Here is a 14,843-nt window from a genome sequence, read left to right on the forward strand (position 1 = left end):
CGCGTTTCGGGGGGGTGCGGCTGAGGCATCATGGCGCCCCATGTCACCTGCACTGCTTTTGATTGGGGTTCTCGCGTATTTCGCACTGCTGCTGGTGCTCGCGCGAGGTGTTTCCCGGGGTTCCGGGGCCGAGGGCTTCTACGTGGGGGGCAGGGAAAGTCCCTGGCCGGTCGTCGCGTTCGGGATGATCGGCACGTCGCTTTCCGGCGTCACTTTCGTCAGCGTGCCGGGCTCGGTCGCGGTGTCCGGCTTCAGCTACCTGCAGGTCACGCTGGGCTATGTGATCGGCTATGTCGTGATCGCCTTCGTGCTGCTGCCGGCCTACCACCGGCTGCGGCTGGCCTCCATCTACGGCCTGCTGGGCGAGCGCCTGGGGCCGGCCGCGCAGCGGCTGGGCTCGGCCTACTTCATCCTGAGCCGCACGCTGGGCGCCACCGCGCGGCTGTACCTGGTCGTGCAGGTGCTGCACACGCTGATCATCGAGCCGCTCGGCGTGCCCTTCGCGGTGGGTGCGGCGGTGGTGCTGGGCATGATCCTGCTCTACACGGTGGAGGGCGGCGTGAAGGCGCTGGTGTGGACCGACACGCTGCAGACCGCCGGCATGCTGACCGGCCTGGTGGTCTGCACCGCGCTGCTGTGGCAGCCCGACGCGCTGGCGCAGATGGACGCGGCCGGCCTGTCGCGCATCTGGGTGACCGACCCGCTGAGCCGCGACTTCTCCGTCAAGGCGCTGCTGGCCGGCATGTTCATCACCATCGCGATGACCGGGCTGGACCAGGAAATGATGCAGAAGAGCCTGTCCGTGGCCAAGCTGCGCGACGCGCAGAAGAACCTGCTGGTGCTGGGCGTGCTGATGCTGGTGGTGATCGCCGCCTTCCTGCTGCTGGGCGGGCTGCTGAGCCTGTACGCGCAGCAGCACGGCATCGCCGCGCGCGGCGACGCGCTGTTCCCGACGGTGGTCATGCAGCACCTGCCGGCCTGGGTGCAGGCGGTGTTCGTGCTGGCGCTGGTGTCGGCGCTGCTGCCCAGCGCCGACGGCGCGCTGACCGCGCTGACCGCCAGCACCTGCCTGGACCTGCTGCGCGTGTCCCGCGACGACACCCGCACCCGCCAGCGCGTGCACCTGGGCTTCGCCGTGCTGTTCCTGGCGCTGGTGCTGTTCTTCAAGGCGCTGGACAGCGACAGCATGATCTACCTGATCCTCAAGCTCGCCGGCTACACCTACGGCCCGCTGCTGGGCCTGTTCGCGTTCGCGCTGTTCACGCCGCGCGCGCTGCCGGGCCGCACGCTGGTCGCCGTCTGCGTGGTGGCGCCGCTGCTGTGTGCGGTGCTGGACTTCGGCCAGCCCTGGGGCGGCTACCAGATCGGGCTGGAGCTGCTGCTGCTGAACGGGCTGCTGACCTGGGCCGGGCTGTGGCTGGCGGGGCGGAGGCACGCGAGCTCCGGTGGTGCGCGACCGGTGACCCCGATGGGCTGATGGCGCGCGGCGATGTGGCAAGCTGACGCCTGTTGCATGCCGTGGAGGCCCTCATGAGCACTGTCGAAGCGCTGCAGGCGCAGGCCGAGAAGCTGTCGCCGGCCGACCGGTCGCGGCTGCTGGAACACCTGGTCGCGCGGCTGGATGCGGATCCGGCCGTCGAGGCGGCCTGGGACGCGGTGGCCGAGGCCCGGCAGGCCGAGCTGGATGCCGGCACCGTGAAGGCCGTCGCGTACCAGGACGCGGTGGCCCGGCTCGAAGCCCGGTTTCCGGGGTGAAGCTCACGCTGCATCCCGAGGCGGAGCGCGACCTGGCCGACGCTGCGGCGTTCTACGAGCGCGAAGCCTCGCCCGTGCTCGCCGCACGCTTCATCGGCGAGTTCAAGCATGTCGTCGGCCTGCTGGCGGCGCACCCGGACATCGGCGCCCCGCGCGCGAACGGCTGCCGCTCGTTCGGCCTGCGTGTCTTTCCCTACAGCGTCGTGTACCGGGTCCGGCCGGATGGCATCGAGGTGCTGGTCGTCCGCCACGACCACAGGCGCCCAGGCTTCGACAGCCGGCGCAGATAGCCCGCCGTTCGATGCCGGCCCCTTCTTCTTCCGCCCCATCCACCCTCACCCGCATGCTCGCCGCCTTCGTGCGCGAGCACTGGCGCGCCTACGCGGCGGCCGGGGCGATGCTGAGCTGCATCGCCGGGCTGACCGTCTGGATCCCGCGCCAGGTCGGCCAGGTCGTCGACGGCCTCGTGACCGGCGGCCTGCAGGGCCCGGCGCTGCTGCGGCAGCTCGGCCTGCTGGTCGCGGCCGGCGGGGTCATCTACCTGCTGCGCGCCGGCTGGCGGCTGACGCTGTTCAAGGCCGCTTACCGCCTCGGCGCCCGGCTGCGCCTGCAGCTGTTCGCGCGGCTCGCGCTGCAGGGGCCGGCCTGGTTCCAGGCGCAGCGCACCGGCGACCTGATGGCGCTGGCCACCAACGACATCGACACCGTCGAGCAGGCGGCCGGCGAGGCCATGCTCGCGGGCTTCGACGGCACGCAGACCCTGCTGCTGGTGCTGGCCATGATGATGCTGGCCATCGACTGGCGGCTGGGCCTGGCGGCGCTGCTGCCCTTCCCGGCGATGGCGCTGGCGTTCTGGTGGATCTCCCGCCACCTGCACCAGGCCGCGCAGGACTCGCTGGCCCGCTTCGGCGACCTCAACACCCAGGTGCAGGACAGCCTGGCCAGCGTGCGCACCCTGCGCGCGCTGGGGCTGGTGGCGCGCAGCCAGGCGCAGTTCGCCGCGCTGGCCGGCCGCGCCGCCGAGGCCGCCTTCCGCTCGCAGCGCTGGGAGGCCGCCTACGAGCCCGCCGTGGGCATGACGCTGAGCGCCGCCACCGCGATCGCGCTGGCCGTGGGCGGCTGGCTGGTGGCGCGCGGCGAGATCAGCATCGGCCAGCTGACCGCCTTCACGATGTACCTGGGCCAGCTGATCTGGCCGATGTTCGCGGCCGGCTGGGTGCTGGCGCTGCTGGAGCGCGGCCGCGCCGCGTGGGCGCGGCTGGCGCCCGTGCTGGACGCGCCGCTGACGCTGGCCGACACGGGCCGCGCGGCGCTGCCGGCGCCCGCGCCGCTGCGGGCCGAGGGGCTGGGCTACGGCTTTCCCGGTGCGGCGCGGCCGGCGCTGGCGGACCTGGATGTCCTGCTGCCACCGGGCCGCACGCTGGGCGTCGTCGGCGCCACCGGCGCCGGCAAGTCCACGCTGGTGCGGCTGCTGCTGCGCCAGGCCGAGCCCGATGCCGGCCGGCTGCTGCTGGGCGGCGTGCCGCTGCCCGAACTGCCGCTGGCCGCGCTGCGCGCCCACATCGCCTGGGTGCCGCAGGAGCCCTTCCTGTTCTCGGCCTCGGTGGCCGACAACATCGCGCTGGCCCGGCCCGGCGCCACGCCGGCCGAGATCGAGGCCGCCGCGCGGCTGGCCGCCGTGCACGAGGACATCGCGCGGCTGCCGCAGGGCTATGCGACCGAGGTGGGCGAGCGCGGCGTGACGCTGTCCGGCGGCCAGCGCCAGCGCGTCGCGATCGCGCGGGCGCTGCTCTCCGACGCGCCGCTGCTGGTGCTGGACGACGCGCTGTCGGCGGTGGACACCGGCACCGAGACGGCCATCCTCGGCCACTTGCGCGAGCTGCGCGCGGCGCGGCCGGAGCGCAGCGCCCTCGTCATCGCGCACCGGCTGTCGGCGGTGATGGAGGCCGACGAGATCCTCGTGCTGAAGCAGGGCCGCGTCAGCGAGCGCGGCACGCATGCGCAGCTGCTGGCGCTGGGCGGCTGGTATGCCGCGCAATGGCGCTATCAACAGATCGAGGCCAGCCTTGAGACCGAGTGAGCAACCCTGGCAGAGCGTCGGCCTGCTGCTGGACGCGGCGCGGCCCGAGAAGCCGCAGCTCGCCCGCGGCGCGCTGTGGCTGGTCGCCGCCGCCGGGCTGGAGGCGCTGGCGCCCATCCTCGGCAAGCGCTACATCGACCACCACCTGCTGCCCGGCCACTACCGGCTGGGCGAGATGGCGACGCTGCTGGCGCTGGTACTGCTGACCGGCTGGGCCGCGACCTGGCTGCGCTTCGCGCAGCTGTCGCGCATGGCCGGCGTCGCGCGGCGCTCGGTGCTGCGGCTGCGCGAACGCGTCTACGCCCATGTGCTGGCGCTGCCGATGGCCTTCTTCGACCGCGCCATCACCGGCCAGCTCGTCAGCCGCGTCACCAACGACACCGAGGCCGTCAACCAGCTGTACCGGCAGGTGCTGTACGTGATGCTGGACTCCAGCCTCGTCGTCATCGGCTCGCTGGCCGCGATGGCGGTGCTGGACTGGCGGCTGATGCTCATCGTCGCGCTGCTGGTGCCGGCGATGGTGCTCATCATCGCCGCCTACCAGCGGCTGTCCGCGCCGGCCGTGCAGCGCACGCGGCAGCTGCGCAGCGACATCAACGCGCAGATGGCCGAAGGCATGGCTGGCATGGCGGTGCTGCAGGCCAGCGGCGCGGCCGGCCGCTTCGGCGAGCGCTTCGGGCGGACCAACGCCGAGCACCGGCGGTCGCGCATCGCCGAGCTGCGCGCCAACGCCTGGCTGCTGCGCCCGGCGCTGGACCTGATGAACGTGCTGCTGCTCGTCACCGTCATCTACGCCTTCGGCCGGCGCGAGCTGTCGGGCGTTGAGGTGGGCCTGCTGTACGCCTTCCTCAGCTACATCGCGCGCGTCGTGGAGCCGCTGATCCAGATCACCCTGCAGTTCGGCCAGCTGCAGCAGGCCCTGGTGGCCGCGTCGCGCGTGCGCGCGCTGCTGCTGGAGGCGGCGCCGCACGGCCCGGCGCAGGACGGCGGCCCCATCACGCGCGGCGCACTGCGCGTCGAGGGCCTCACGTTCGGCTACGACCCCGCGCGGCCGGTGCTGCACGGGCTGGACGTGGACCTCCCGGCCGGCAGCTTCACCGGCATCGTCGGCCACACCGGCAGCGGCAAGAGCACGCTGCTGTCGCTGCTGCTGCGCTTCTACGAAGCCCAGCAGGGCCGCATCACGGTGGACGGCCAGCCGCTGGACCGCGTGCCCGACGCCGCCTTCCGCGACGCGGTGGGTCTGGTGCCGCAGGAGCCGCACCTGATGTCGGCCAGCGTGTTCGACAACATCGCCATGGGCCGGCCGGGCATCACGGCCGCCGCGGTCGAGGCGGCCGCCCGCGCCGCCCGCGCGCACGACTTCATCGCCGCGCTGCCGCAGGGCTACGACACCCGGCTGGGCGAGGGCGGCGCGCGCGTGTCCACCGGCCAGAAGCAGCTGCTGGCGATGGCGCGCGCGCTGGCCGGCGCGCCGCGCCTGCTGTTCCTGGACGAAGCCACCAGCAACATCGACAGCGCCACCGAGCGCCTGGTCGGCGAGGCGCTGGCGGCGCTGCACGGCCGCGTGACGGTGGTGGCCATCGCGCACCGGCTCTCCACCCTCCGCGCGGCCGACCAGATCCTGGTGCTGAACCACGGCCGCCTGCAGGAGCGCGGCACGCACGAGGCGCTGATGGCGCTGGACGGCGGGCTGTACCGCCGCCTCGTCGAACTGCAGACGCTGGAGGAGGGCGCCGGCGACGCGGCCCCGAGCCCTGCCTGAGCCGGATTTAGGCTTGGCGCCCGCGCGCTTCGAGCACGCTCAGGGACCCGCGCAGAGAGCGCAGCGCCTGCTCCAGCGGCGTCTCGCCCGGGGCGGGCAGCAAGCGGGCCTCGCGGTCGGCCAGCACGTCCTCGCGCAGCGCCAGGCCGGCGCGTGCGAATTTGGGGGCCAGCGTGGCCGCGCGCTCGCGCAGCAGCTCGCGCGTGGCCTGGTAGGCGTGCTCGGCGAGCTCGCGGCGCTGGCGGTAGCTGAAGGTGTTGGCCATGAACAGCTCGGCGTCGCGCGGGTCGGGCTCGAACAGCACGATGTCGGTCTGCGGGTGGGTCAGCTCGTAGCCCTTCAGGCCGAGCGCCAGCCGCGAGTGGATCAGCGAGCGGAAGGTCTGCGACAGCACCAGCGGCAGGCCGCCGTCCACCAGCCGGTGGATGCGCGGCTGCAGCGCGCGCTGCGCCGGGCGGCCGAGTTTGTCGGCCAGCCGCTTGGCGCGGCGCTCGCGCTCCTCGCGCGGCGCGCGGCGGTCGCTCTCGAAGGGCACCAGCGGGTTCAGGCAGATCAGCAGGTCCAGCCCGCGGTCGAGCAGCACGGAGGCGTGCAGCGTCTTCTTCAGCGCGCCGTCCACGTAGTGCCGGCCGGCGATCTCCATCGGCGGGAACAGCCCCGGCAGCGCCGCGCTGGCCTGCACGGCCTGCGAGATCGGCACGTGGTCCCAGCCCTCGGCGCCGAAGGGGACGGCCTCGCCGCTGTCCAGGTCGGTGGCCACCAGCACGAGGCGGTGGCTCAGGCGCCGGAAGTCGTTCGTGCGGCCCGGCCGCGCGAACAGGCGGGTCAGCGCGTCGCCGAAGCGGTCGCTGGAGAGCAGGCCGGTGGGCAGCACGCGGCCCAGGCGCTCCACGGCGCCCACCAGCGAGCGGCCTTCCAGCAGCACCTCGCGCGCCGCGCCGGCCAGCAGCCCGGGCAGCAGGCGCAGGCGCTCGCCGTACTCCTGCCACGCGGGCTGCAGCAGGTCGGCGGGGTCGAAGCGGTCGGGCGCGTCCGCGCTGTTCTCGATGAAGGCGGCGCAGAGCTGGCGCGGCGTCATGCCGTTGGCCAGGCCGGCGGCGATGAAGCCGCCCGCGCTGACGCCCACGTAGCCGTCGCAGGCGGTGCAGTCCAGGCCCTCGATGGCTTCTTCCAGTGCGCACAGGGCGCCCACCTCGTAGATGGCGCCCAGCGGGCCGCCGCCGGCCAGGGCCAGACCGATCTTCGGCGGGCTCATGGGCGGCCGGCGGGGTCAGCGGCGGTGGGCCGCACTCAGGCCTGTGCGGCCGGCGTGTCGGCGGCCGGCGCGGCGGCCTTCTTTGCGGCCGGCGCCTTGCGGGCGGCCGGGGCCTTGCGGGCCGGCGCCGCCTTCCTGGCGGCCGGGGCCTTGGGCGCGGCGGCCTTCTTCGCGACCTTCTTGGCGGCGGCCTTGACGGCCGCCTCCACCGGGGCGGCCTTCTTGACCGCAGCCTTCCTGGCGGCGGTGGCGGCCTTGGCGGCGGGGGCGACGGCCTGCTTCACCGCGGCGACCTTCTTGGCGGCGGCCTTGCGGGCGGTCTTGACGGGCGCCTTCTTCAGGCCGGCCGACACGGCCAGCGCGTCGATGCGCTTGATCAGGCTGTCCACGTCGCCGGCGGAGGGCACGTTCAGCGCCTTCAGCGCCTTGGCCACGCGCTGCTCGAAGATGGCTTCGAGCTTGTCCCAGTGCTGGCCGGCCTTGGCGCCGACGTCGCCGGCCACGCCGCTGACCTTGCTGGCCACGGCGTTGAGGCGTTCCTCGGCGGCGGACTGGGTCTTCTTCTGCAGCTTCAGGCCTTCCGAGACCAGGGCGTCGAAGACCTTGGAGCCTTCGCCCTGGGCCTTGGCGAAGGAGGCGAGGCCGGCGGCCCAGATCTGCTGGGCGCTGTCCTTGACGTTCTGGGCCATCGCGCTGTCGAGCAGGCCTGCGGGGAAGCCGGTGGCGGCCGCAGCCTTCTTCTTGGTAGCCATCTTCTGGAGCTTCTTGACCATGGTTCGTCCTTGCGTGTGGGTGGATTGCCGATGCCACTGTAGCGGCGGCATCCCGCATCGGCACGGCGATTCCTAGTGGTTGCCCTCTACGCGCGGCCCTTGGGGAAAGCGCGCAGCGGGGCGGTTTGGGCGATGGTGAAGAATCGGGCGGCCCCGCTTTACACCTACCAATCAGGAGACTCAGGCATGCAGTATTTCGTCACCGGCGCCACCGGCTTCATCGGCAGGCGGCTCGTCAAGAAACTGCTCGCGCGGCGCGGCAGCACGGTCCACTTCCTGATGCGCGAGGAAAGCGCGGCCAAGCTGCCCGACCTGCTGGCCTACTGGGGCGTCTCCAAGGCGCGCGCCATCCCCGTCTACGGCGACCTGACGGCCCGCAAGCTGGGCGTGGCCGCCGACGTGATCAAGGGCCTGAAGGGCCGGATCGATCACCTCTACCACCTGGCCGCGGTCTACGACCTGGCCGCCGACGAGGAGGCGCAGGTGGCCGTCAACGTCGAGGGCACGCGCAGCATGGTGGAGTTCGCGCAGGCGATCGACGCCGGCCACGTGCACCACGTCAGTTCGATCGCGGCGGCCGGCCTGTACGAGGGCGTGTTCCGCGAAGACATGTTCGACGAGGCCGAGAACCTCGACCACCCGTACTTCATGACCAAGCACGAGAGCGAGAAGATCGTGCGCAAGGAGTGCCGGCGGCCGTGGACGGTCTACCGTCCCGCGATGGTGGTGGGCGACTCGACCACCGGCGAGATGGACAAGGTGGACGGCCCGTACTACTTCTTCAAGCTGATCCAGCGCCTGCGCCAGCTCCTGCCGCCGTGGATGCCCAGCGTGGGCCTGGAGGGCGGGCGCATCAACATCGTGCCGGTGGACTTCGTCGTCGATGCGCTGGACCACCTCTCGCACAAGGCCGCCAAGCCCCAGGGCTGCTACCACCTCGTGGACCCCAAGGGCTACCGCGTCGGCGACGTGCTGGACATCTTCAGCAAGGCCGCGCACGCGCCCAAGATGAATTTGTTCGTCAACGCGGCGCTGCTGGGCTTCATCCCCAAGAGCGTGAAGAAGGGGCTGATGGCGCTGGCGCCGGTGCGCCGCATCCGCAACGCGGTGATGAAGGACCTGGGCCTGCCCGAGGACATGTTCACCTTCATCAACTACCCGACGCGCTTCGACTGCCGCGACACCGCGGCCGCGCTGAAGGGCAGCGGCATCGCCTGCCCCGACCTGAAGGACTACGCCTGGCGGTTGTGGGACTACTGGGAGCGCCACCTCGACCCTGACCTCTTCATCGACCGCTCGCTCAAGGGCGCGACCGGCGGCAAGGTGGTGCTGGTGACGGGCGGCTCCTCGGGCATCGGCCTGGCCGCGGCCATCAAGTTCGCCGAGGCCGGCGCGATCACGCTGATCTGCGCGCGCGACCGCAACAAGCTCGACGACGCGGTGGCCGAGATCAAGGACAAGGCCGGCAAGGACGCGCAGGTGCACGCCTTCGCCTGCGACATCGCCGACGAGGAGGGCGCCGCCAACCTCGTGCAGTGGTGCAGCGAGAACTTCGGCGGCGTGGACTTCCTCATCAACAACGCCGGCCGCTCCATCCGCCGTGCGATCGAGAGCAGCTACGACCGCTTCCACGACTTCGAGCGGACGATGCAGCTGAACTACTTCGGCTGCCTGCGCGTGACCATGGGCTTGCTGCCCGGCATGGTGGCCAAGCGGCGTGGCCACGTCGTCAACATCAGCTCCATCGGCGTGCTGACGAACGCGCCGCGCTTCAGCGCCTACGTCGCCTCGAAGGCCGCGCTGGACGCGTGGACGCGCTGCGCGTCCAGCGAGTTCGCCGACACCGGCATCACGTTCACGACCATCAACATGCCGCTGGTGCGCACGCCGATGATCGCGCCCACCAAGATCTACAACAACGTGCCCACGCTGTCGCCGGAAGAGGCGGCGGACATGATCGCCCAGGCCTGCGTGGCCAGGCCGGTGCGCATCGCCACCAGGCTCGGCGTGTCCGGCGAGCTGCTGCACGCGGCCGCGCCGCGCATCGCGCAGATCGTCATGAACACCAGTTTCCGGATGTTCCCGGACAGCGACGCGGCCAAGGGCGAGAAGGGCGGCAAGGGCGGCCTGTCGCCCGAGGCCGTCGCGATGCAGCAGATGATGCGCGGCATCCACTTCTGAGGCCGAGGCGATGCTTCGAGGGCCGCGCGTCGGCCTGCGCCACGTCACCGAGGACGACCTGCCCTGGCTCAAGCGCACCACGGGCGACCCGCAGGTGCGCGAGCCCTTCCTCGGCTCGCGCATGATGGCGCCGCACAAGATCGACGCGCGCTGGCGGGACAACGGCTTCGCCAGCGAGGACGCCGAGCGGCTGCTGATCTGCCACCTCGCCGACGGCAGCGTCATCGGCGACGTGGTGCACTTCGCCGCGGCCCGCTACACGACGGCGCGCGAGATCGGCTGGACGGTGGCCGACCTGTCCATGCGCGGCCGGGGCCTGGCCAGCGAGGCCGCCGCGCTGCTGGTGGACTACCTGTTCGAGAACTGGCCGATCAACCGGCTGCAATGCGGCATGTCGGTGCACAACCATGCGTCGCGGCGCGTGGCCGAGAAATGCGGTTTCACGCACGAGGGCATCCAGCGCGGCGTCGTGTTCGTCAACGGCGAGTACGTGGACTGCCATTCGCTGTCGCTGCTGCGCAGCGACTGGGTGGCGATGAGAGGCGGCGCGGGCTGACGCCTCAGTCCCGGCCGGCCGGGCGTTCGAAACCGCCGTCCACCCAGGCCTCGGCGGCGGACTGGCTGAACCGGAAGCCGGCGTCGACCTTGACCTGCGCCAGCGGCTCGCCGGCCGCGTCGAAGGCTGCGAGCCAGGCGAACGGGTCGTCCTCGGCCGGAACGATCTCCAGCGTGACCTTGATCCAGGCGCCGTCGCGGGCGACGTACAGCGTCTTGTTCAGCTGCGCGTGCAGCTGCTGCTCATGGCGGCGGATGACCTCGGACGCGGTCTTCACCAGCGTGTTGAACGCGCTGGTGTCCAGCGGCTTGGGGTTCTTCTTGTCGCGGCCCATGGTCCAGGGGCCGACCAGCGCCGGCTCGCTCTCGCCGGCCTTGAACATCGCGACGGCCCAGCCCTCGTCGTCCTCGTTCTTGATGACCTGGGCGGTCCAGCCGTTGTCGCGCCACAGGCGGGGTTCGTGGAGGGGCTCGTCGGTGTCGGTCGTCATGGCGGCTGGGGGCGAAAAAGATGGCGGGAAAGCCCGCCATTGTCCCGGGCCGCCGCGGCGGGTCAGCCGTTGCCGCCGGGCGCGGCCGGCGTGGTGGCGGGCGCGCGCATGATGCGGGTCTTGCCGCCGGTCGTCACGAGGATGACCGGGTCGCCGCTGTTGAAGCTCTCGTTGCCGCGTGCCTGGATGACCGAGCGGCGCTCGCCGTTGCGCAGCTGGACGATGATTTCCAGCGCGTCCTCGCGGGTGGCCGAGCGCTCCAGGGCGTTGCCGATCACGGCCCCGGCCACGGCGCCGAGGACGCCGACGACCGCACTTTCGCGGCGGCCGCCGACGGAGCTGCCGGCGATCGCGCCGGTGACGCCGCCGGCCGCGCCGCCGAGGCCGCTCTGCGTGCCGTCGACGACGACCGGGCGCGCGGACAGCACGGTGGCGTCCTGCACCAGGGACAGGCGCTGCGCGTCGTCGCGCTGGACCACGTCGGGGCTGGTGGTGGAACAGGCCGACAGCGCCAGCGCGGCGGCCGCGGCGAGGGTGGTGATGACTCTGGACATGGATTTCTGCTCCGTGGGCGGTACGGCAGCCCAACGCGGCCATTGTCCAGCCGTTGACGGCGCGGCCCGTCGCTCTACAACTCTTTACCCGTGCAGCCGGGAACTGCGCGGTACCGAGGCCAGCAGGAACTCCATCTGGTCGGCCAGGATGCGCCGGCCGCGCAGGATCATGTCCTCGTGCAGGCTGGGCACGTAGGGCAGGTAGAGCAGGTTCATGCGCGCCTCCTCCGGCAGGCGGTTGCCCTTGCGGCCGTTGCAGGGGCGGCAGGCGGTGATGCAGTTCATCCAGCCGTCCTGCCCGCCGCGCGACGTGGGCTGGATGTGCTCGCGCGTCAGGTCCTCGGGCAGGTGGCGGTGGCCGCAGTAGGCGCAGACGAAGCGGTCGCGCGCGAACAGCTTGGCGTTGGACAGCGCCGGCGCCTGCCGCCAGGCCCGGCTGGGCATGGCGCCGCGCACCGCGACGATCGGGTGGACCGTGATCCGCGACTGCCGGCCGGTGGCGCGCTGCAGGCCGCCGCGCAGTTCCTGGCAGGCGTCGCCCAGCGTCCAGGCGACGCCGTCGCAGGCATAGATCACGGCCGCCTCGCGGGTCGTGATCCAGGCCTGGGGCCGGCCGGAGACATCGAGCTGGAGCACATCCACTGGGGCCACCTCCTGGCCCGGGAGCCTAGCGAGAAGCGGGCCGGCGCTCAAGCGCGCGGCGTGCGTCAGCAGGTCCTCAGGGTCTTCCCTGGGGTGGCCGTGCGCATTAGGCGCTTCACCCTAGAAATCGCTCGGGCAAGGTGGCGCTGTCGCGGAAGCGACCTGCAAAATAGAACGACCGTTCGTTTTATTCTTGCCGACTCTCTTTCCCGTTCCGACGATCTCCGTGAGCACGCCCACCCTTCCCGCCAAGAAAGCCGCCGCCGCCCTGCGCGTGGCCAAGCCGGCGCGCGTCGCGCGTTCGCTGCAGAAGGGCCAGCAGACGCGCGCGGCGATCCTGGAGGCCGCGCTGGGCCTGGCCTCGCACATGGGGCTGGAAGGCCTGTCCATCGGCGCGCTGGCTGACGTGACGGGCATGAGCAAGTCCGGCGTGTTCGCCCACTTCGGCTCGCGTGAGGAACTGCAGATCGCGGTGGTCACCGAGTACCACGCCCGGTTCGAGGAAGAGGTCTTCTTCACCGCCATCCGCGAGCCGCGCGGCCTGCCGAGGCTGCGCGCGATGTTCGAGCGCTGGGTGCGCCGCGTGTCGGTCGAGGTCGACTCGGGCTGCATCTACATCTCCGGCGCCGTCGAGTTCGACGACCGGCCCGGCCCCGTGCGCGATGCGCTGGTGGCCATGGTCAAGGCCTGGCACGCGGCGCTGCACAAGGCCATCCGGCTGTCCGTCGAGCAGGGCCACCTGCGGGCCGATGCCGACGTGGACCAGATCGTCTTCGAGCTGCACGGGCTGATCCTGTCCCTGCACCACGACGCGCGCTTCATGCGCGTCCCCGGCGCGCTGTCACGCGCCGGCAACGGCTTCGAGCGAACCATCCAGCACTACGCGACCCCGCAGGGGCTGGAGATCGACCGCGGCCGCCTCGCATGCGGGAGCGGCGCCGCCGCGCGCTGATCCCATCACCCCCCCACCGACTTCCCAGGAGTACCCGATGCCCCAGTACAACCCGCCCCTGCGTGACATGCAGTTCGTCATGCACGAGCTGCTGAACGTCGTCGACGAGCTGAAGATGCTGCCGGCCCATGCCGACATCGACGCCGACACGATCAACGCCGTGCTGGAAGAGGGCGGCAAGTTCGCCGCCACGGTGCTCGCGCCGCTGAACCTCAGCGGCGATGCCGAAGGCTGCACGCTGGACAAGGCCACCCACGAGGTCACGCCGCCCAAGGGCTTCAAGCAAGCCTACAAGCAGTACGTCGAGGGCGGCTGGCCGGCGCTCTCCTGCGACCCCGAGTTCGGCGGCCAGGGCCTGCCGCACCTGGTGAACCAGTTCTTCTACGAGATGCTGAACTCGGCCAACCAGGCCTGGACCATGTACCCTGGCCTGTCGCATGGCGCGTATGAAGCGCTGCACGCCCACGGCACGCCCGAGCAGCAGAAGCTCTACCTGCCCAAGCTGACCAGCGGCGAGTGGACCGGCACCATGTGCCTGACCGAGCCGCACTGCGGCACCGACTTGGGCCTGCTGCGCACCAAGGCCGAGCCGCAGGCGGACGGCACGTACAAGATCACCGGCGCCAAGATCTTCATCTCGGCCGGCGAGCACGACATGGCCGAGAACATCATCCACCTGGTGCTGGCCCGCCTGCCGGATGCGCCGGCCGGCTCCAAGGGCATTTCGCTGTTCGTCGTGCCCAAGTTCAACGTCAACGCGGACGGCTCGCTGGGCGCGCGCAACGGTATCTTCTGCGCCGGCCTGGAGCACAAGATGGGCATCCACGGCAACGCCACCGCGCAGATCGTGCTGGAGAACGCCGTCGGCACGCTGGTCGGCCAGCCCAACAAGGGCCTGGCGGCGATGTTCGTGATGATGAACGCGGCCCGCCTGGGCGTGGGCAACCAGTCGCTGGGCCTGACCGAGGTGGCCTACCAGAACGCCGTCGCGTATGCCAAGGACCGCATCCAGATGCGCGCCTTGAGCGGCCCGAAGGCGCCGGACAAGCCGGCCGACCCCATCATCGTCCACCCCGACGTGCGCAAGATGCTGCTGACCGCGCGCGCCTTCGCCGAGGGCGGCCGCATGCTGCAGGGCTATACCGTGCTGCAGCTCGACAAGGCGCTGAAGAGCAGCGACGAGGACGAGCGCAAGGAGGCCGACGCCGAGGTCGCGCTGCTGACGCCCATCATCAAGGCCTTCATCACCGACAACGGCTGGCTCGCCACCTCGCACTGCATGCAGGTCTACGGCGGCCACGGCTTCATCCACGAATGGGGCATGGAGCAGTTCGTGCGCGACGCGCGCATCAACATGATCTACGAGGGCACCAACACCATCCAGTCGCTGGACCTGCTGGGCCGCAAGGTGCTCGCCAACAACGGCGCGACGCTGAAGAAGTTCGGCAAGAAGATCGCCGCCTTCATCGAGGAAGAGGGCACCAGCGAAGCCATGCAGGAGTTCGTGAACCCGCTGGCCGACCTGGGCGACAAGGTCAACAAGCTGACCCAGGAAATCGGCATGAAGGCCTTCGGCAACCCCGACGAGGTGGGCGCCGCGGCGGTGGACTACCTGCGCGTGGTCGGCCACATGACCTTTGCCTACTTCTTCGCGCAGGCCGCCAAGATCGCGCTGGCCAAGCAGGGCAGCGGCGACCCGTTCTACACCGCCAAGCTGGCCACGGCGCGCTTCTACTTCGCCAAGCTGCTGCCCGAGACGGCCTCGCTGATCCGCACCTGCCGCGCGGGCTTGGCGCCGCTGATGGCGATGGACGAAGCGCTGTTCTGACACCCCCCACAA

The 14,843-nt window shown here is 71.5% G+C and carries 14 protein-coding genes; 9 read left to right on the forward strand and 5 right to left on the reverse strand.

Translation table 11 applies throughout. The annotated features are described in order from the left end of the window. The first annotated feature begins 40 nt into the window (after window positions 1-40). Genes QM788_RS01920 through QM788_RS01940 form a run of 5 tightly spaced genes read left to right on the forward strand, consistent with a single transcriptional unit; the run spans window position 41 to window position 5,600 of the window. Entirely contained in the window at window positions 41-1,477 is a 1,437-nt protein-coding gene (locus QM788_RS01920; protein WP_415659787.1) for a sodium:solute symporter, read from the forward strand. A 53-nt stretch (window positions 1,478-1,530) separates the two neighbouring features. After that, the gene (locus QM788_RS01925) at window positions 1,531-1,755 is read left to right on the forward strand and encodes an addiction module protein (protein WP_415659788.1); all 225 of its coding nucleotides are present in this window, start codon (window positions 1,531-1,533) and stop codon (window positions 1,753-1,755) included. Continuing rightward, entirely contained in the window at window positions 1,752-2,045 is a 294-nt protein-coding gene (locus tag QM788_RS01930) for a type II toxin-antitoxin system RelE/ParE family toxin (RefSeq protein ID WP_415659789.1), read from the forward strand. The genes QM788_RS01925 and QM788_RS01930 overlap by 4 nt, the downstream gene beginning before the upstream one ends. Before the next feature lie 53 nt (window positions 2,046-2,098). Further along, window positions 2,099-3,835 carry an ABC transporter ATP-binding protein gene (locus tag QM788_RS01935; protein ID WP_415659790.1) on the forward strand — a complete coding sequence of 579 codons (1,737 nt, stop codon included), beginning with the start codon at window positions 2,099-2,101 and terminating at the stop codon, window positions 3,833-3,835. Further along, window positions 3,783-5,600, forward strand: coding sequence for an ABC transporter ATP-binding protein (locus QM788_RS01940; protein WP_415659791.1), 1,818 nt, complete (start codon window positions 3,783-3,785; stop codon window positions 5,598-5,600). Before QM788_RS01935 ends, QM788_RS01940 begins: the two co-directional genes overlap by 53 nt. A gap of 7 nt (window positions 5,601-5,607) precedes the next feature. Here QM788_RS01940 and QM788_RS01945 read toward each other — a convergent pair whose 3' ends face one another. Beyond that, entirely contained in the window at window positions 5,608-6,855 is a 1,248-nt protein-coding gene (locus QM788_RS01945; protein WP_415659792.1) for a patatin-like phospholipase family protein, read from the reverse strand. 35 nt (window positions 6,856-6,890) lie between these two features. Further along, window positions 6,891-7,628, reverse strand: a complete 738-nt coding sequence (locus QM788_RS01950) for a phasin family protein (protein ID WP_415659793.1) — start codon at window positions 7,626-7,628, stop codon at window positions 6,891-6,893. Window positions 7,629-7,814: 186 nt separating this feature from the next. On the opposite strand from QM788_RS01950, the gene QM788_RS01955 reads away from it, so the two are divergent. Together QM788_RS01955 and QM788_RS01960 are read left to right on the forward strand one after the other, a co-directional pair. Then, window positions 7,815-9,809 carry an SDR family oxidoreductase gene (locus QM788_RS01955; protein WP_415659794.1) on the forward strand — a complete coding sequence of 665 codons (1,995 nt, stop codon included), beginning with the start codon at window positions 7,815-7,817 and terminating at the stop codon, window positions 9,807-9,809. A gap of 10 nt (window positions 9,810-9,819) precedes the next feature. Further along, window positions 9,820-10,365 carry a GNAT family N-acetyltransferase gene (locus QM788_RS01960; RefSeq protein WP_415659795.1) on the forward strand — a complete coding sequence of 182 codons (546 nt, stop codon included), beginning with the start codon at window positions 9,820-9,822 and terminating at the stop codon, window positions 10,363-10,365. Between the two features lie 4 nt (window positions 10,366-10,369). Here QM788_RS01960 and QM788_RS01965 read toward each other — a convergent pair whose 3' ends face one another. The 3 genes from QM788_RS01965 to QM788_RS01975 form a co-directional block, all read right to left on the reverse strand. Further along, complete coding sequence (locus QM788_RS01965) at window positions 10,370-10,855, reverse strand: hypothetical protein (RefSeq protein ID WP_415659796.1); 486 nt, start codon at window positions 10,853-10,855, stop codon at window positions 10,370-10,372. 62 nt (window positions 10,856-10,917) lie between these two features. Next, entirely contained in the window at window positions 10,918-11,409 is a 492-nt protein-coding gene (locus QM788_RS01970; protein WP_415659797.1) for a glycine zipper 2TM domain-containing protein, read from the reverse strand. 84 nt (window positions 11,410-11,493) lie between these two features. Beyond that, window positions 11,494-12,051, reverse strand: a complete 558-nt coding sequence (locus tag QM788_RS01975) for an HNH endonuclease (RefSeq protein ID WP_415659798.1) — start codon at window positions 12,049-12,051, stop codon at window positions 11,494-11,496. Window positions 12,052-12,319: 268 nt separating this feature from the next. Between QM788_RS01975 and QM788_RS01980 the strand changes: the two genes are divergently transcribed. Together QM788_RS01980 and QM788_RS01985 are read left to right on the forward strand one after the other, a co-directional pair. Continuing rightward, window positions 12,320-13,003: a TetR/AcrR family transcriptional regulator gene (locus QM788_RS01980; protein WP_415660302.1), complete on the forward strand. Its 684-nt coding sequence runs from the start codon at window positions 12,320-12,322 to the stop codon at window positions 13,001-13,003. Window positions 13,004-13,040: 37 nt separating this feature from the next. Continuing rightward, on the forward strand, window positions 13,041-14,831 hold the full coding sequence (locus QM788_RS01985; RefSeq protein WP_415659799.1) for an acyl-CoA dehydrogenase C-terminal domain-containing protein: 1,791 nt from the start codon (window positions 13,041-13,043) through the stop codon (window positions 14,829-14,831). Window positions 14,832-14,843 lie beyond the last annotated feature (12 nt).

The organism is Roseateles sp., assembly GCF_047654785.1.
Classification (GTDB): Bacteria; Pseudomonadota; Gammaproteobacteria; order Burkholderiales; family Burkholderiaceae_C; genus Pelomonas.